This is a genomic window from Parasutterella secunda, assembly GCF_016901835.1.
In the GTDB taxonomy this organism is placed as follows: Bacteria; Pseudomonadota; Gammaproteobacteria; order Burkholderiales; family Burkholderiaceae_F; genus Aphodousia; species Aphodousia faecavium.
The window spans coordinates 12,645-28,025 of the sequence record NZ_JACJKX010000015.1 but is presented as its reverse complement, the minus strand read 5'-3'; the positions used below and the strand labels follow the sequence as shown (position 1 = coordinate 28,025).

At 50.0% G+C, this 15,381-nt stretch carries 13 protein-coding genes and 1 tRNA gene; 7 read left to right on the top strand and 7 right to left on the bottom strand.

Annotated elements, in window-relative coordinates:
- The first annotated feature begins 59 nt into the window (after positions 1–59).
- The 3 genes from H5985_RS07845 (at position 60) to H5985_RS07835 (ending at position 2,057) form a co-directional block, all read left to right on the top strand.
- The gene (locus tag H5985_RS07845) at positions 60–1,157 is read left to right on the top strand and encodes a DmpA family aminopeptidase (protein WP_205050761.1); all 1,098 of its coding nucleotides are present in this window, start codon (positions 60–62) and stop codon (positions 1,155–1,157) included.
- A 160-nt stretch (positions 1,158–1,317) separates the two neighbouring features.
- Positions 1,318–1,860 (top strand): hypothetical protein, encoded by a 543-nt coding sequence (locus tag H5985_RS07840; protein ID WP_205050760.1) that lies wholly within the window; start codon positions 1,318–1,320, stop codon positions 1,858–1,860.
- 104 nt (positions 1,861–1,964) lie between these two features.
- Positions 1,965–2,057: transfer RNA gene (locus tag H5985_RS07835), tRNA-Ser, on the top strand.
- A 225-nt stretch (positions 2,058–2,282) separates the two neighbouring features.
- Here H5985_RS07835 and H5985_RS07830 read toward each other — a convergent pair.
- Entirely contained in the window at positions 2,283–5,540 is a 3,258-nt protein-coding gene (locus H5985_RS07830; RefSeq protein ID WP_205050759.1) for a S8 family serine peptidase, read from the bottom strand.
- A gap of 41 nt (positions 5,541–5,581) precedes the next feature.
- Entirely contained in the window at positions 5,582–6,379 is a 798-nt protein-coding gene (locus H5985_RS07825) for an RNA methyltransferase (RefSeq protein WP_205050758.1), read from the bottom strand.
- A gap of 96 nt (positions 6,380–6,475) precedes the next feature.
- On the opposite strand from H5985_RS07825, the gene H5985_RS07820 reads away from it, so the two are divergent.
- Positions 6,476–7,276, top strand: a complete 801-nt coding sequence (locus H5985_RS07820) for an inositol monophosphatase family protein (protein ID WP_239481712.1) — start codon at positions 6,476–6,478, stop codon at positions 7,274–7,276.
- 23 nt (positions 7,277–7,299) lie between these two features.
- Positions 7,300–9,927, top strand: a complete 2,628-nt coding sequence (mutS, locus tag H5985_RS07815) for a DNA mismatch repair protein MutS (RefSeq protein ID WP_205050757.1) — start codon at positions 7,300–7,302, stop codon at positions 9,925–9,927.
- On the opposite strand, the gene H5985_RS07810 is transcribed toward mutS, so the two are convergent.
- The 5 genes from H5985_RS07810 to H5985_RS07790 form a co-directional block, all read right to left on the bottom strand.
- On the bottom strand, positions 9,924–10,472 hold the full coding sequence (locus tag H5985_RS07810; RefSeq protein WP_205050756.1) for an FKBP-type peptidyl-prolyl cis-trans isomerase: 549 nt from the start codon (positions 10,470–10,472) through the stop codon (positions 9,924–9,926). The two genes, mutS and H5985_RS07810, sit on opposite strands and share 4 nt — an antisense overlap.
- An 8-nt stretch (positions 10,473–10,480) precedes the next feature.
- The gene (locus tag H5985_RS07805; RefSeq protein ID WP_205050755.1) at positions 10,481–10,993 is read right to left on the bottom strand and encodes a DUF805 domain-containing protein; all 513 of its coding nucleotides are present in this window, start codon (positions 10,991–10,993) and stop codon (positions 10,481–10,483) included.
- A gap of 80 nt (positions 10,994–11,073) precedes the next feature.
- On the bottom strand, positions 11,074–12,246 hold the full coding sequence (gene bamC, locus H5985_RS07800; RefSeq protein WP_205050754.1) for an outer membrane protein assembly factor BamC: 1,173 nt from the start codon (positions 12,244–12,246) through the stop codon (positions 11,074–11,076).
- Between the two features lie 124 nt (positions 12,247–12,370).
- Positions 12,371–13,018, bottom strand: a complete 648-nt coding sequence (locus H5985_RS07795) for a site-2 protease family protein (RefSeq protein WP_205050753.1) — start codon at positions 13,016–13,018, stop codon at positions 12,371–12,373.
- A gap of 6 nt (positions 13,019–13,024) precedes the next feature.
- Positions 13,025–13,861, bottom strand: a complete 837-nt coding sequence (locus H5985_RS07790) for a PHP domain-containing protein (RefSeq protein ID WP_205050752.1) — start codon at positions 13,859–13,861, stop codon at positions 13,025–13,027.
- A gap of 60 nt (positions 13,862–13,921) precedes the next feature.
- Here H5985_RS07790 and H5985_RS07785 point away from each other — a divergent pair, with 60 nt between their 5' ends.
- Positions 13,922–14,446 carry a gamma carbonic anhydrase family protein gene (locus H5985_RS07785; protein ID WP_205050751.1) on the top strand — a complete coding sequence of 175 codons (525 nt, stop codon included), beginning with the start codon at positions 13,922–13,924 and terminating at the stop codon, positions 14,444–14,446.
- A gap of 11 nt (positions 14,447–14,457) precedes the next feature.
- Entirely contained in the window at positions 14,458–15,366 is a 909-nt protein-coding gene (hslO, locus tag H5985_RS07780; protein WP_205050750.1) for an Hsp33 family molecular chaperone HslO, read from the top strand.
- Positions 15,367–15,381: the final 15 nt, after the last annotated feature.

Below are 15,381 nucleotides of genomic sequence, written 5' to 3'. Positions count from 1 at the left end.
TTAGGCTTTAATCGAATCACCTTGCGGGAATACCGCTTCAGAAGAAAGGAACTCTGACCATGTCTGAAAACTACCAAGGCAAACGCCCTCGCGAATTAGGAATCTCTTTCGGTGTGTTACCCACCGGCAAAAACAATGCCATCACTGACGTTAAAGGCGTTAAAGTCGGTCAGGTCACTCTGATTGATGACAAAAAGGGCATGCGCACCGGCGTCACTGCGATCGTCCCGCACGAAAATAATATCTTTCAACATAAAGTGCCCGCCGGTATTTTCCTCGGGAACGCTTTCGGGAAGATGGTCGGATACCCCCAAGTCAAAGAACTCGGCAATATTGAAACGCCGATCGTTTTAACCAACACTTTAAATCTGGCCGCGGCCATTGACGGAATCATTGATTATGTTTTCAGTTTCGAAGAAAACGATTCCGTTCAATCCGTCAACTGTGTGGTGGGTGAAACCAATGACGGAGCCATCAATGACATTCGCTCCCGATTTGTCAAACGTGAAGATGTACTCAAAGCCATTTTAGAAGCCAAAGACGGTCCGGTTGAAGAAGGCGGAGTGGGTGCCGGTACGGGTACCAAAGCGTTCAATTTCAAGGGCGGTATCGGTACCGCCTCTCGAAAACTACCCGACAACATGGGCGGCTATACAGTGGGCGTCATTGTCCAGAGTAACTTCGGGGGGTTACTGAACATTAACGGCGTCGAAGTCGGCAAGGCTCTCGGCGGTTTCCCCTACCAGAAAGAAATTGAAAGCGCAGACGGCTCCATCATGATGATCGTCGCAACCGATGCGCCGCTCGAAGCACGCAATCTTGAACGCGTGGCCAAACGCGCTTTCATGGGACTGGCTAAAACGGGCGGCGTGGCCTCCAACGGTTCGGGCGACTTTGTGATTGCCTTCTCGACCAACGAGGACGTTCGGGTCGATCATAAGGCCGATAAATTAGCCAAACAGACGATGTCTGTCGTTCGCAACGATGACATGACGCCGATTTTCATAGCAACGATCGAAGCCACAGAAGAGGCCATTATCAATTCATTATTTGCTGCCCATGACACCCCGACTCATGACGGTCGAGTCATCAAGGCACTGCCTTTGGATAAGGTGATGGAGATGATGCGCGAACACAAAAAAATTTCGCTTCAATAGAGCGCCAACTCAATTCCGACTATCTAGTCAGACAAATTGACCATCTGAAAGCCTCTCGGGTTATTCGAGAGGTTTTTTATTAAGTTTCCAGCATTGAGAAGACGATGGGCATTAATGCTATGGTTTAATATCTGAAACAAAGGACCTATTGGAGTCGGAAATGAGTATTAACGCAGTGCTAGCCGGAGATTATGAAGGCTGCCAGATATCTTTCAACGAAATCAAATTGCCTCTTCTCGAAACCTGTCGAATTCAGAAGGAAATAGAAGCGAAAGGTTATCGAACCGTCCGTAGCGACAACTTCAAACCGTTAAACAAGGACTTTGTCGAAAGCTATCAGCTGATTGATTCGATTGACGATGTTCAGAAAGACGTCTTCAGTGCCATGTTCAGAGGCGGAGTCGGTCAAATGGTTTTCGGTAATGTCGGAGGTGTAGCGGGCGCCGCTACGGCCAAAAACCGCAACGACGGATACAAAATTGTTGATGTGCACTTTCGTGACGGCAAAAGAAGCCTGATTCGCTTGGATTTGAAAGCATGGGAACAATTTCTCTCTGAGACCTATTGCTCACCGGATTACATTCCTAAACCGATCGTTCGTCCGAAACTCACGAAACCATTTCAAGTGGCCAGAAGTATTTTAGCCGTCGCTATAGTTATCGGATGTGTGTGGCTAATTGTTAGGTGTACAACCGTGATTTAACTTGAGGACTAGACTCAAGAAAATCAGGAATTAGAAAAACAGTTGAAAAACAAATTTAAATCTTATAAAATCCGCATTCTTACTGAGCAATACTCAGTGTGTGCGGAGAAGTGGCCGAGAGGCTGAAGGCACACCCCTGCTAAGGGTGCAAGCTCGCAAAACGGGCTTCGGGGGTTCGAATCCCCCCTTCTCCGCCATTTTTTATCCTCACATTTCTCAAAATCCCCTTAAAAATCAAACCAATCCCTCTGAATGCGTTTATTTTCAGGCTTTGCAGCTCGATTTTGATTTTCTCAAAAATTCTCAAATTTTCTCAAGAATTCTCAATTTTTCTCGTTTTGTCGCATAACATTTGTGGGTAAATTAGGGGGCAAAATTGAATCTTTTAGTTCGAATCCCTTTTCCCGCCACCGACTTATCGGCTAGAACATCCATCCCAACTTCAATCCCAAATTAACTCCGGAGTGATCGTCTGTGAAAAATTCACTGCCGACATCGAGATTGGCTTGGAATTTTTCATCTACAGACAAATGCAGCCCCATCTGTACCAAAAGCGCATCCTTATCACGTTTTTCCGACTCGCCGACAAATCTGTTGGCACCATATCCCACAAAGTTAGCCTCGGTTCGATAGGCTGCGTCAAGCACCTCGTAGCGCCAAGCGGTTAAGAATTGAGCGGTTCCGACAGAATGGCGATCATCTGAAAGTGCACTCAGTGAAGCTCTGAAGCCTGCAGAAAGCAGCAAAGAATCATATGTCTGGGCTTTTGTATGCAACGCTGCAGCACTCGCTTCTTTTTCAGTCACACTCGGACGTCTGACAAAACTGTATTCGGCCCAAGCTACAGGCCCAACGGCTATTGCTGTATCGTCTATCATCCGTGTCCAATCTTTACCGGCTGCCAAAAAAGTGCTGCCTGAAACCTGAGTCCAATCGGTTTTAAAGCGCGAAGAATATCCCGGGAAGGTTACATCACGATTCATCTCTGCGTCTTGCAGACCAAACCGAAGGCCGCCGGCCACATAAGCACCTCTCCAATCTCGGGGACCATAAAGCATCTGAGCTCCAAGATGAACGCCCTTACTTTCAAAGTCAGTTCCTCCCAACTCATTCATTTCAGTTTCGCTCTCTGAAACGATAAGATGACCGCCGAGCGTCAGACCTTGCTGCAAAGTGGTGTCAAATCCGGCCATAAGACCATAGCCCGTACTGTCCTCACGGGCATCCGTTCGATAAGGCATCACCCAAAAAGCGTCGCCTGCAACGGGTGAACGGCTCGACTCAAACCGAGCATTTAGCATGTGCGAAAGGATTGAAACATTAAATTCACTTTGCTCAATGAGGCCTGAGCGTGCGGCTTCAGCAAAAGCTCCCGGACCTAAAACGTTCAAAGCACGAGTCACACCACTACCGTCTGCTCCTGACCAATCAATGGCAGAAATCAAGGCCTGCATGTCTGTTGAACTATTTTGAGCGATCGCACTTAAAGCATTACCAAGACCAGCCTGAGCTGAATTTTGAGCCCATTGGCTGTACGCATCAGAGGGTCGGTCAACGGCAACAAAATAGTCATTACCCGATGTTATTAAAAAGACATCCAGCGTAGGAGAGTCCGTTTGTGCCGTCAAATCCAACTCTCCGGTTGAATTTCCGTTAATTTCAATGACGTTGCCCGCCAGATCATATTGAGCAGACCGGTAGAAAAGATTGCGCTCCGGGACAAAGACAAGTGTTCCCGCCAGTGTGGCATCGTTTTCAACTTTAAGTTTGGCATGATTTCCTTCGGCATCAAAAGTGATGGCAAGCGTTGCCTCATCGCCTTGCGTATAGTTTCCTACTGTCAAAGTATCGCCGCGCCAACCGGGCCTCACCGTTCCGTTATTGATGAGTGCCTGTTCAATGAACCCGTCCCCTGAAAGTATTCCGTTTTCACGAACGACAACAGAGCTCTTTTGCAAGGTGCCGCTCGTCATTGAGTCTTCTTCCGAGATAACCTCAGTCGTATCGGCACGTTGTGCAATGACAAGTACGCCCTCTTCTACAATGGTTGCTCCCTCATAGGTGTTGTAACCGCTGAGAATCAACATGCCGGGGCCCGTTTTCAAAAGCCCGACTGATTTATCTTTCAGACTTTGGGCATTTTTATTGCCGGGACCCGTAGTTTGATATTCTTCATGGTGGTACCGGTCATCCCACTTTCTTTCTGAAATATCGTTGGAAAATTCTGATGTATAAACCTGCGTGTTGAATGTTTCTATGGCATAGGTCTTTTGGAGTTCGGCTACCTCCAGAACATTGTCTGCAGTCATGCGGTTGGCATCAAGCCTAGCCGGGCCGCGCACGGCCTTACCTACATCAAGAATGCCTTGACCGAAAACCTCTTCACGAGTGAGCACCTCTATGACAAAGTTGCCTTCTGTCACTGCCTGATGAGCATAGTCTGCTCCCCCTACCCAGGCCGAAGGATCCTGCTCGATTTGTTGATCAAGCAATGCCAGAACACTCTCTTTGTCTGCATTGATCGTTATGAGTGTTCCGTCAATATCGGTGCCGTTTTCTCTAAATTTATCGGCTTGCTCCTTGTTATCGGCGATAATCACGAGGCTTATCGTGCCGAAATCACCTTTGGACGGATTAAAACCGGCTGTTCTGTACTGAATAGCGTATTTCGGCGCCTCAAAACTATTGTTTGCCGTAGTCAGGACTGCGTCAGCCAACTGCTTGCCGTTCATCCATGGGTGAGCCTGAGCAACCAATGCTAGAGCACCGCTAACAACCGGCGCCGACATACTGGTTCCGGAATCAAGCATATAACCGTTGGTACCGGCATCAAGGGAGAAAATGTTGCTGCCGGGCGCCATCACCGTAAAAAGTTCTGCACCCTTAGAGAGATTCGTAAACCAGGGAATGCCACCGGAATTTAAGATAAGTTCCCCATTTTCTCCTGTCGTTATGCAGCCGTTATTGGCATTGACCGAGCCTACATTAATCCAGTTAGCCAGATCGCCCACGTTAAGATACCTCGGCAGGTTAGCCGTGAAACCAGGAGCAATCTCTCCTTCATTTCCGGCTGCAAAGACAAATACACTCCGAGGATGTTCGTGGGCATGAACAGCAATAGTGACCAGTTCAATGTCTGAAGAAAGAATCTCTGCAAAGTTCTCTATTGAGCTTTCCTTGCCATCGGCTCCAAACATAGGAATGTACTCGGTATATCCCCAACTGTTATTAAAAATGCGGACTTCCGGATGAGTCGCGAAATACTGATTCAGATCAAGAGGGGTGTACTCATTGAGAAAATCGCCTGACCAAATCTCTGCATCAAAAGCGACCCCATGCATGCCGATACCATCGCGTTTAGCTGCCATAATTCCGGCTACGTGCGACCCATGAGTATTATCGTTGTCCCAAGTCTGAGTGCCTGAGCTCGAGTTCATCAGCATCTCTGCCTTGCCGGCCAATTCCGGATGATCAATGCGAACAGCCGTATCAAGAATTCCGATTGTCAGGCCCTGCCCCGTGTAACCGAGGTCATAAGCTTGCGAGGCCTTGATGATGTCAAGAGCGCCGCTGCTTTTGTATTCTTCAGTCTCTAAATCAGTCGGTGAGGCCGTTACTTGAGAAGAAAACGATAAGGCTAGCGACACAGCAACGACAAGAGGGGAAAAACGAAATCGCATACCAACTCCGAAAGCTCTATGAGCTTATTCTATTCCCTGTCCTATTTTTTACACTTACGGCCCGCCCTTTCATTTTTCGGGGAAATAATCTGGGAACAGACTCCTCTGAGGAGATCGACTTCAGGTTGAGTCAATAGAGTACGCGAAAAAAGTCTTCTGACTCTCGGCATAAAAAGCTTAGGTTCTTTCGGATCAAGCACTCCGCAATGAATCATTGCTTTTTCGAAATGATTCAGAAAACCCTCGACGGCTTGAGGGCCTGCCAATTTTTCACCGGCAAACCGCTCCTGCCAATCATAAAGTCCATCATGGGTTTTGGTCTGATCCATGATCGCCATGTGCAGTTCATAGGCCATAATCTGAACTGCCTGCGATAAATTCAAGCTCGTACACTCGGGATCGGCCGGTATGGCTGCGCATCCCTGACAAAGAGCCATCTGCTCATTGGACAGGCCTGTGCGCTCGCAGCCGAAAACAAAGGCGATATTGCCCTGTCCTTCTTTGATAAATTGCTCGGCTTTTTGAGCCACCACTCTGACCGGTTCGATTGCAGGGCCGAACTCACGGTCGTAACCCGACATTGCCCAAGCAAAATTCACTCCCTCAAGGGCCTCAATAAGTGAAGGATAAGATCGGCTGGCAGCTAAAACGTCGACGCTACTCGTTGCATAGGCAATGGCCTCCGGGTGATCGCGGTAATCACTCTCCCATGGACTGACCACCCGCAGATCTCTAAACCCCATGGTTTTTATCGCCCTGGCGGCCGATCCGATATTGCCGGGATGCGCCGGTTCGACAAGAATAAATGAAACATGTGGGGCAAGGGCGGAGGTTGACATTTTTACAAGCTAAAGGGCCAAAAATCATTAAAATAACCAGATTCTACACGTAGTTATCTCGTAACTGACTCAAACTTATTAATAAGGATTCCGACAATGGCATCTCCTATGCTCAACACGGCCATGAAGGCTGCTCGCGCCGCCTGCACCATCTTAAACCGTGCTGTTGACAACCTCTCCGGTTTGGAAGTACACAAAAAGGGTCACTCCGATTTCGTCAGCGAAGTGGATGTCGCTTGCGAACGCACGATTGTTGAAATCTTGCGCGAAGCCTATCCCACGCATCAGATTCTTGGTGAAGAAAACGGAGTCACGGGACCTGAAAAAAGCGACTTTCAGTGGATCATCGATCCGCTTGACGGCACGACCAACTTCCTGCACGGCTTCCCGCAGTACGCGGTTTCCATCGCTTTGAAACGCGAAAATGAAATTATCGAAGCCGTTGTTGCCGATCCGGTTAAAAACGAGATTTTCACGGCGACCCGCGGAGTGGGAGCTTTCTTAAACGGACGCCGCATTCGTGTCACCAAGCGAGTGTCGCTTGCGGACTCTTTGGTGGGAGCCGGTTTCCCCTTCCGCAAGTCTGACGACGTTGAAGCGTACATGAAGGTTTTCTCTCAGTTGGCCAAAACGACGAGCGGCATTCGCCGCGCCGGCGCCGCTTCGCTTGACCTCGCTTATGTAGCGGCTGGTCGCTTAGACGCCTTCTGGGAACCCAATCTCAAACCCTGGGATATTGCTGCGGGCTCTTTACTCGTGTTGGAAGCAGGCGGCCTTGTCACTGACTTCAAGGGTGAAGCCGATTATCTGACCAACGGCCAAATTATCGCCGGTACACCAAAAGTGTTCGGCCAGTTGCTCGCTGTCGTCAATAAAAATTACGGCGACATCCGATAATCGAACGATCGATTCAGACTCTGATGGCTACCAATAAAAACGCTCAAAATACCAACGATCCTCTGGCCGGTCATACACCGGCCATTCGGCGTTTTCTGGAAATCAAAGCCCAGCATCCGGAAACCTTGGTGCTCTACCGGATGGGGGACTTTTACGAAACATTTTTCGATGACGCTGTCAGAGCCAACAAACTATTGGGAATCACACTGACTTCCCGCGGAACCGATGCTCAGGGCAACCCCATTCCGATGGCAGGAGTGCCGGAAAAAACGCTTGAGCAATATCTTGCCCGTTTGGTCAAACAGGGAGTGTCGGTTGCCATTTGCGAGCAAATCGGCGATCCGAGTAAGGGCCCTTTGGAAAGAGAATTGGCCCGAATTGTCACGCCCGGCACACTCACGGAAAATGAACTCTTGCCTCAAAAGCAAGACGCCGCCCTTTTAGCGATTTCTCCGGCCGGTCGGCACGGCAAGCGTTTGGGTCTGGCGTGGCTCGTACTCAGTAACGGGCACTTTCACGTAGCCAATACCAGTATTGAAGAACTCCCCTCCGAACTCACGCGTATTGCGCCGACCGAAATTCTGGTGCCGGAGGACTTCAAAGAAACAATCGATGAGCTACGACCGGCTGCTGCTGTCACCCCGTTGCCCAAATGGCATTTTTCAGTTGAGCACGGCACAGCGAAATTAAAGCATCAGTTTCAGGTGCAGGAGCTCACCGCCTGGGGGCTTGATGATGTACCCGATGCCGTCAGTGCTGCGGGCGCCTTGCTCACCTACGCCGAAAACACACAATGCGAAGCCATCCCGCATCTTTTGCCCCCTGTGTTGGAAGTTCAAAGCCAGTTTGTCGGCATGGATTCGGCCAGCCGCCGAAACCTGGAACTCACCCAAACCCTCAGAGGCGATGACGGTCCGACCCTTTTTTCATTGCTTGATCAATGTAAGACGAGCATGGGCTCGCGCCTCTTGCGTCAGTGGATTCATAACCCGTTAAGAGATACCCGAACGGTAAGCAGTCGTCATCAGGCGGTCGAAAGTTTTCTGATTGCCGAGCATCTTCGGGAAAGCACTCGGGAAAAGCTTAAAACCGTTCCCGATTTTGAGCGTCTGGCGACACGAATTGCCATGCGCACGATTCGCCCCAAGGAGCTTGCTGCCCTTCGCGATGCTTTACCTCTTCTGGCACAGATTGCTCAGGAATTAATCACCGTTGACGATCCGCTTATTGAAGAAAAGGTAGGCGAATTGGTTATTGATCCCGCACTGTACGAAAAACTGCACGCGGCACTCCTGCCTGACCCGGCCGTGCTTTTGCGTGACGGTGATGTGATTGCCAGTTCCTATAACGAAGAACTGGCCACGCTTCGCGAGTTGCGCGACAATGTGGGCGAATTTTTAACCCAAATGGAAATTCGGGAGCGTCAAGCCACAGGCATTGCCACGCTTCGTGTTCAGTACAACAAAGTTCAGGGCTTTTTCATTGAAATTTCCAGAGGCCAGGCCGAGCGTGTACCTCTGCACTACCACAGAAAGCAAACGCTTAAAAATACCGAGCGCTACATCACGCCGGAATTAAAAGAGTATGAGGATAAAGCCCTCTCCGCCCAAGAGCGTTCCCAGGCACTGCAAAAATCGCTTTACACGGAGTTGCTTGAGTTTGCCGACTCCTTTGTGCCCGCTCTTCAAAAAGCGGCCGCTGCGGTTGCTGCAATAGATGTGTTGAGCTCTTTTGCTTTTCATGCGGCTCGGGCCAACTGGGTACGTCCTCAGCTTGAAGCTGCGCCCGGCATTGAAATTGTCGGCGCCCGTCACCCTGTTGTAGAAGATGCCATTGAAAGCTACACCCCCAACGACTGCCATTTGATACCGGGCAGACGCCTTTTGGTTATTACCGGTCCGAACATGGGCGGTAAGTCAACCTATATGCGCTCCATTGCCCTTATCGTGCTGCTCACCTACATCGGCAGCTTTGTACCGGCAACGAGCGCCAAAATCGGCCCTGTCGACCGAATCCTGACCCGCATCGGTGCAAGCGATGATTTGGCTCGAGGTCGATCGACATTCATGGTCGAAATGACCGAAGCAGCCGCCATTTTGCATCAGGCCACGGATCGCAGCCTTGTACTGATGGATGAAATCGGCCGCGGAACTTCGACTTTTGACGGTTTAAGTCTGGCGGCGGCCATTGCTCACGAACTGGCTTTGGTTAAAAAGAGCTTCACGCTTTTTGCTACACACTACTTTGAACTCACCAAACTGGAGCAGACCGCTCCTGAGGTGGCCAATGTTCATGTGGCGGCGGCAGAAAATAAAAATCGAATCGTATTCTTGCACGAAGTCCAGGAGGGCCCTGCCAATCAAAGCTACGGTATTGCGGTCGCCCAATTAGCCGGCGTTCCCAATTCGGTCATTCGCCGGGCTCGAAAAATGCTCAATGAGTTGCAGGAAAAAAGTCAGATTAATGAACAGTTGGATCTTTTTGCCGACAACAACGTTGAGATGCCCGATGAAAAAGCGCCCGAGCCCGACAGAACTCAAGCGCTTTGTGAGGAAATCGAAGCCCTCGATATTGACCAACTCACTCCCCGCCAAGCCCTGGATCTCTTATACGATCTCAAGGACAAGGCTCACGAAGTGCTGACCAATTAGTGTACCGTCTTCCCGACAAGTTCCTCATCGCCTTGGTCATCCACTACATTGGCGACCATGGGCTTGTCGGAAACCTGCAAAAAGGAAGGAACCACGACGTCGTCGTTGCCGACAGTTTCCATTCCCTTTTTGACCGGTTCAACTTTGCGAACAGTGATTTCAAACTTGAGGCCGATACCGGCCAACGGATGATTGCCGTCCAACACCACGACGCCGTCGGCAATATCGGTCACACGGTATACCCGATCCAAGGTTTCTCCACGGATTTCCGTGTAACTTAAGCCCACTTCCACTCCGCCGTCAAAATCGGTTTCAGGTCGAATGATGAGGGCCGTTTCATCATAATCACCGAACGCTTCTTCGGGTTCAAGCTGAACCGTAACGGTGTCGCCGGCTTTTTTCCCTTCGAGCGACTTTTCAATAACCGGGAAAATGTCGCTGTGGCCGTGCAAATACACCAGGTCATCGGCCGATTCCATCAGATCGCCCTGCAGGTTAAACATTTTGACTGAGATCGTCACCAATGTGTCTTTTGCAACTTGCATACTTTTTCCTACTTCAAAATAGAACGCTTGGCTTTTTCGTATTCCGCTTCGGACAACAGTCCTTTTTCAAAAAGCGCTGCCAAATCTTTTAACTCTTTGACCCGCATCTCGTCGTTGCCGGGAAAGTAAACATTTTCCTGCCCGAGAGGATTGAGCCCGTAACGGTTAGCGCCTCGCTGCGAGCCTATCAAACCGATGACCAGACAGGCAATGAATTCAATACCGGGGACAAAGAGCAAAATAGCCCAAAGACCGCTTGCGTCAAAATCATGCAGGCGGCGAACGGCAACCGAGACGGTACTCACCAGAGAGATCGCCGTCAAAACGGCGTAGAGTTTTCCGGCCTCAAAAATCTCAGGGCTTGCCGTCGCATCCTGAATATCAAGAGACTGCCCTGGCAACATCGCAAAACTGTAAAGCAGGTACGGAACACCCAGCCGCACCAACCACCAAAAAGCGATCACTGCCCAAAAGCGTCCGCGATTGACACGACCGGAAAATGAGAAAAAGAGTTTCAACATTTCGCTTTAGTTCACTGATAAGAGAAAGGGAGCAGGTTGTTTGAACGTGCTCCCCATTCGTCTGAAATTCCTGTTGCCGACTACTTCGTCTGTTCGCTCAGTAACGTGAGAATTCTGGGTGCAACACCCGTTGTATCGGCCTTTCCGTCCGGTCCCAACACATGCACACGGCACTCGGTATCGGACAAGCGTTGCAGGTAAATCACGTACTGCGGAGCCTCAACCGGCGTATCCTTGCCGAACACATTGCTCCAGAAGCCTTGTTCAGAACGCTTCTGATCTTCGTATTCCTGATCAAGGTAACGCACGAGGAAGAAACCGCGTGAACGGTCACGATCTTCGACGGTAAAGCCCATACGGTCAACGGCTAAAGCCAGACGGCGCCAGGCGCGTTCGAAATCTTCCTTAATGAAGATGCTCGTGGCAACACCTTCGGCGTTTTGTTCAAGCTGGCTGATGGAGTTTTCAGGCTGATAGGTAGCCAATTTTTCCACTTCTGCCTCATGTTCGGCAGCAGAAGGCTTGGTCGAATTGGGATTGAATTCCTGATTGATTCGGTGAGCCAAACGCGTGAGCATTTCAGCTTCCATTTCCGGATCACTGGGACCAGGCTGCCAAACGGTTGTTTCGTTGTCCCCGCCCATGCTCTTGACCACTTCAACCATGGCACGGTGCGTTACGAAAATATCGCAGCCACCGTCGGCCGTGCGTTCCACGCGGGCACGGTATTGATCGCGTTCACCGGTCGAGTAAACCAAATCCACCACTCGGCCCAATGTCGCACGAATGATATCCTGAGGCAACTTGGCACGGTTTTCCGCCCAATTGGTTTCCATCACACCGGTCGTCGCATCCTGACGGGAAAGCGACAAACCGACCGTTGTCCAAAAGTCCTGCATGATGGGCCAAACCATCTCAGGAGTCATGTTCACATGAATCCAACGGTCATTGCCTTCGCGGACAATTTTGGCCACTTCGCCCTGAGGCAACAAAACCATGTTGGCGGGCGTACCGTTAGAAGCCGAGGCATCGGCCTGAGCCTGTTGACTTGCCCAGACAGTCTGAGGACGAGACGGAACCGTGTAGCGATCCGAACCCGGTACAGAACTTAAATCCGGCGGGATTTCCAAAGGAGCACGAGAATCACTCGTTTCATATTGAATGCGGTCTTGACCGAAATCGATGGCAGAGCAAGCGGCCAAAGCCATCGGCAACGCAACCGCCAAACCCGTACGGACGAATTTTTTAATCATTTTGGAATCACTCATGCAGGCGTGGGAAAAGAGCCACGCTCAGTTATTTCAAATTAACCCGAGTATTGTACCCATTTCATTACGCCTATGGGGCTTAAGCCTGCGGCGAATTTTGAAACAATTCTCAAAACAGTACCCATCTCAGAAGTTCTCTGGCTGTCCAAACAAAGGGATGCATAAAATAAGTCAAAAAGCCTGAAATGATCAGTACCACAAGAATGATCATGCCGTAGCGCTCGATTTCGGAGAATTTCACCGCCGCTTCATAAGGCAACAACATCGTGACAATTCGTCCGCCGTCAAGGGGCGGCAACGGCAAAAGGTTAAAGGCCATCAGGTAAAAATTCACCATGACGCCGGCAATCGTCAGATCCAGAAGCGACTGAGAGATAAAGCCTGTCAGAATAAAAATCTTCAGAAGCAATAACCAAAAAAGAGCCTGAAGCAGATTACTTAAAGGCCCCGCCAGGGCAACCATGAACATCCCCTGACGAAACGGATGCAGATTTCGGGTATTGATCGGAACAGGTTTGGCCCAACCCAAAAGGATGCCACCCAAACCGGTTACGGCCGACCCCAACAGCAACACCCCCGGCACAATAATCGTGCCCACCAAATCGATATGCGGAATAGGATTTAACGTAACACGACCCAACATACTGGCCGTTTGATCACCGTAGCGCGAAGCCACCCAACCGTGGGCGGCTTCATGCATGGTGATGGCAAAAATCAAAGGAATCACATATACCGCAATGTTGTAGAGCTCATTCATTTCAATTTAACGATCTTTCAAAAGTTCGAGTACAGTGGGCAGATATTCCGGCAACGGTTCCTGTAAACCGGGCTCGGGCCGACCGGGTTTAAATCCGTGATAGTCACTGCCGGTGCTTGCTAAAAATCCCATGTTAAGTGCCACTCGTGTGTAGCGTTCGTTTTCCGCCTCAAAATGACTCCCTGTTGTCACTTCGATCGCATCGCCCCCCAACGCCTTAAATTCTTCAAGAAGGTCTATGGTCGTGGTGGGCGCCGCAAAATTGTAACGACCCGGATGAGCGATAACGGCTACACCCTCCGTTTCGCTGATAAAGCGCATCGCCTCAGGCAGGCTCATCCACTCGGTTTGAACAAACGCCGGGCCGTTATCTTTGAGGTATTTGTCAAAAGCTTCGTCTTCGGTACCCACCGTGCCTCTTTGCACCAGCGCCAAAGCAAAATGGCGGCGGGAAAGATTCAGTTTATTGCCGGCCAATTCCAACGCCTGCTCATAGGTGTTGTAGATCCCCATGGCATCAAACTTTGCCGCAATGGTTCGCGCTCGGGTATCGCGCTGACGGCTTAACTTCTCAGACAGCTCCCGATAAGGTTCAAATTTTTTGGGCCCCAAACTCACCACATGAATGGTTTTCCCACCCCAACAGACAGAAAGTTCCACCCCGTCGATAAAACGCATGCCGAGCTTTTCAGCCTCTTTGCGCGCTTCTTTTAAACCCGCCACCGTATCGTGATCAGTCAAAGCCACCACTTCAGCGCCGTTGGCGTGCGCCTTTCGCATCACCTCAGCCGGAGAAAACACTCCGTCGCTGGCGTTGGAGTGCATATGTAAATCCATTCTCATGACAGTACTCAAACCCGTTACAATTCAACCCTTAACTTTAACCGATCTGATGCTTGATAGATGGCTATTTTTTCAATTTCTGACAAGATTCCGCGCGTTGCTGACTCGGCCTATGTTGATGAAGCGGCTACGGTCACAGCCGATGTCTTTCTGAGCGCAAATGTGAGCGTCTGGCCCGGTGCCAGTATTCGCGGCGATGAAGCCCCTATTTTCATCGATGAAGGCAGCAATATCCAGGATTGTGCGGTCTTACACACCGATCCCGGCAAACCTTGCCGTGTGGGCAAAAATGTAACGGTCGGCCATAGCGCGATTCTTCACGGCTGCACCGTGGGCGATGACAGTCTGATCGGCATGGGAGCGGTCATTCTCAACGGAACCGTTATCGGGAAAGAAACACTCGTCGGTGCAGGCACACTCATTGCCGAAAACAAAACTTTTCCGGACGGCGTGTTGATTCTCGGCCGACCCGGTCGTATTGTGCGAGAATTAACCGCTGAAGAAAAACGAAAGATTCGGGATAATGCCCGAGAATACGTTGAACAAAAAATTCGTTATCAAACCGAGAAAAAAAGAATCGGTTAAACAGGACAATCATGACTGAACACGACACTTTACTTCGTTTTATTTTTAAACACACCCCCATGAAGGGCGCTTGCGTAAAGCTCACGACTGCCTGGAAATCCATGCGTCAATATCAAAAGTGGCCCGTGTGCGTTACGCGCCTGATGGGCGAGATGACCGCCGGTTCCATTCTCCTTGCGAGTTCTCTAAAGTTTGAAGGTTCACTCATTATGCAGGTACAGGGAGACGGCCCTGTTCGCCTCGCAATCGTTGAAGTCCGAAACGGTCTTTTGGTGCGGGCCACCGTGAAAATGAATACAAATGAAGAATTGTCCGACAGCATGGACATGAAGGCACTCTTAAACGCTCACGGCCGCGGCCGTTGCGCGATTATGCTCGATCCCAAAGACAGACGTGAAGGTGAACCCCTTTACCAAGGCGTTGTGCCCCTGACAGGCGAAAATATCGCTCAGGCTCTTATGGGTTATATGGAGCAGTCCGAGCAGATTCACACCAAGTTGTGGCTTGCGGCTGATGAAAATGCTGTGGGCGGCTTGATGCTGCAACAGATGCCTGATTTCGGCGGCAAGGATGAAAACATCAAAGACGATGAAGAAAGCGTCAACCGCATTGAAACGCTTGCCGCAACGATCACGGACGAAGAGCTCTTGGGTCTTTCCTGCCAAGAGGTGACTCACCGCCTCTTCTGGGAAGAAGCCCCGGAATATTTTGAAGCAACCGAACCTAAATTTGCCTGCACGTGCTCGCGAGAAAAAGTCGCGGCGATGATTAAGAATTTAGGAGAAGTCGAAGCCCTTCAAATCATCAAAGATGAAGGAAAGCTTGAAGTCACATGTGATTTTTGCGGACGAACCGAAACCTTTAATGCCGAAGACATCGTCAACCTTTTCGATGATGGATCTGCTGAAAAAAATAATTAAGGAGCATGTGCTCGT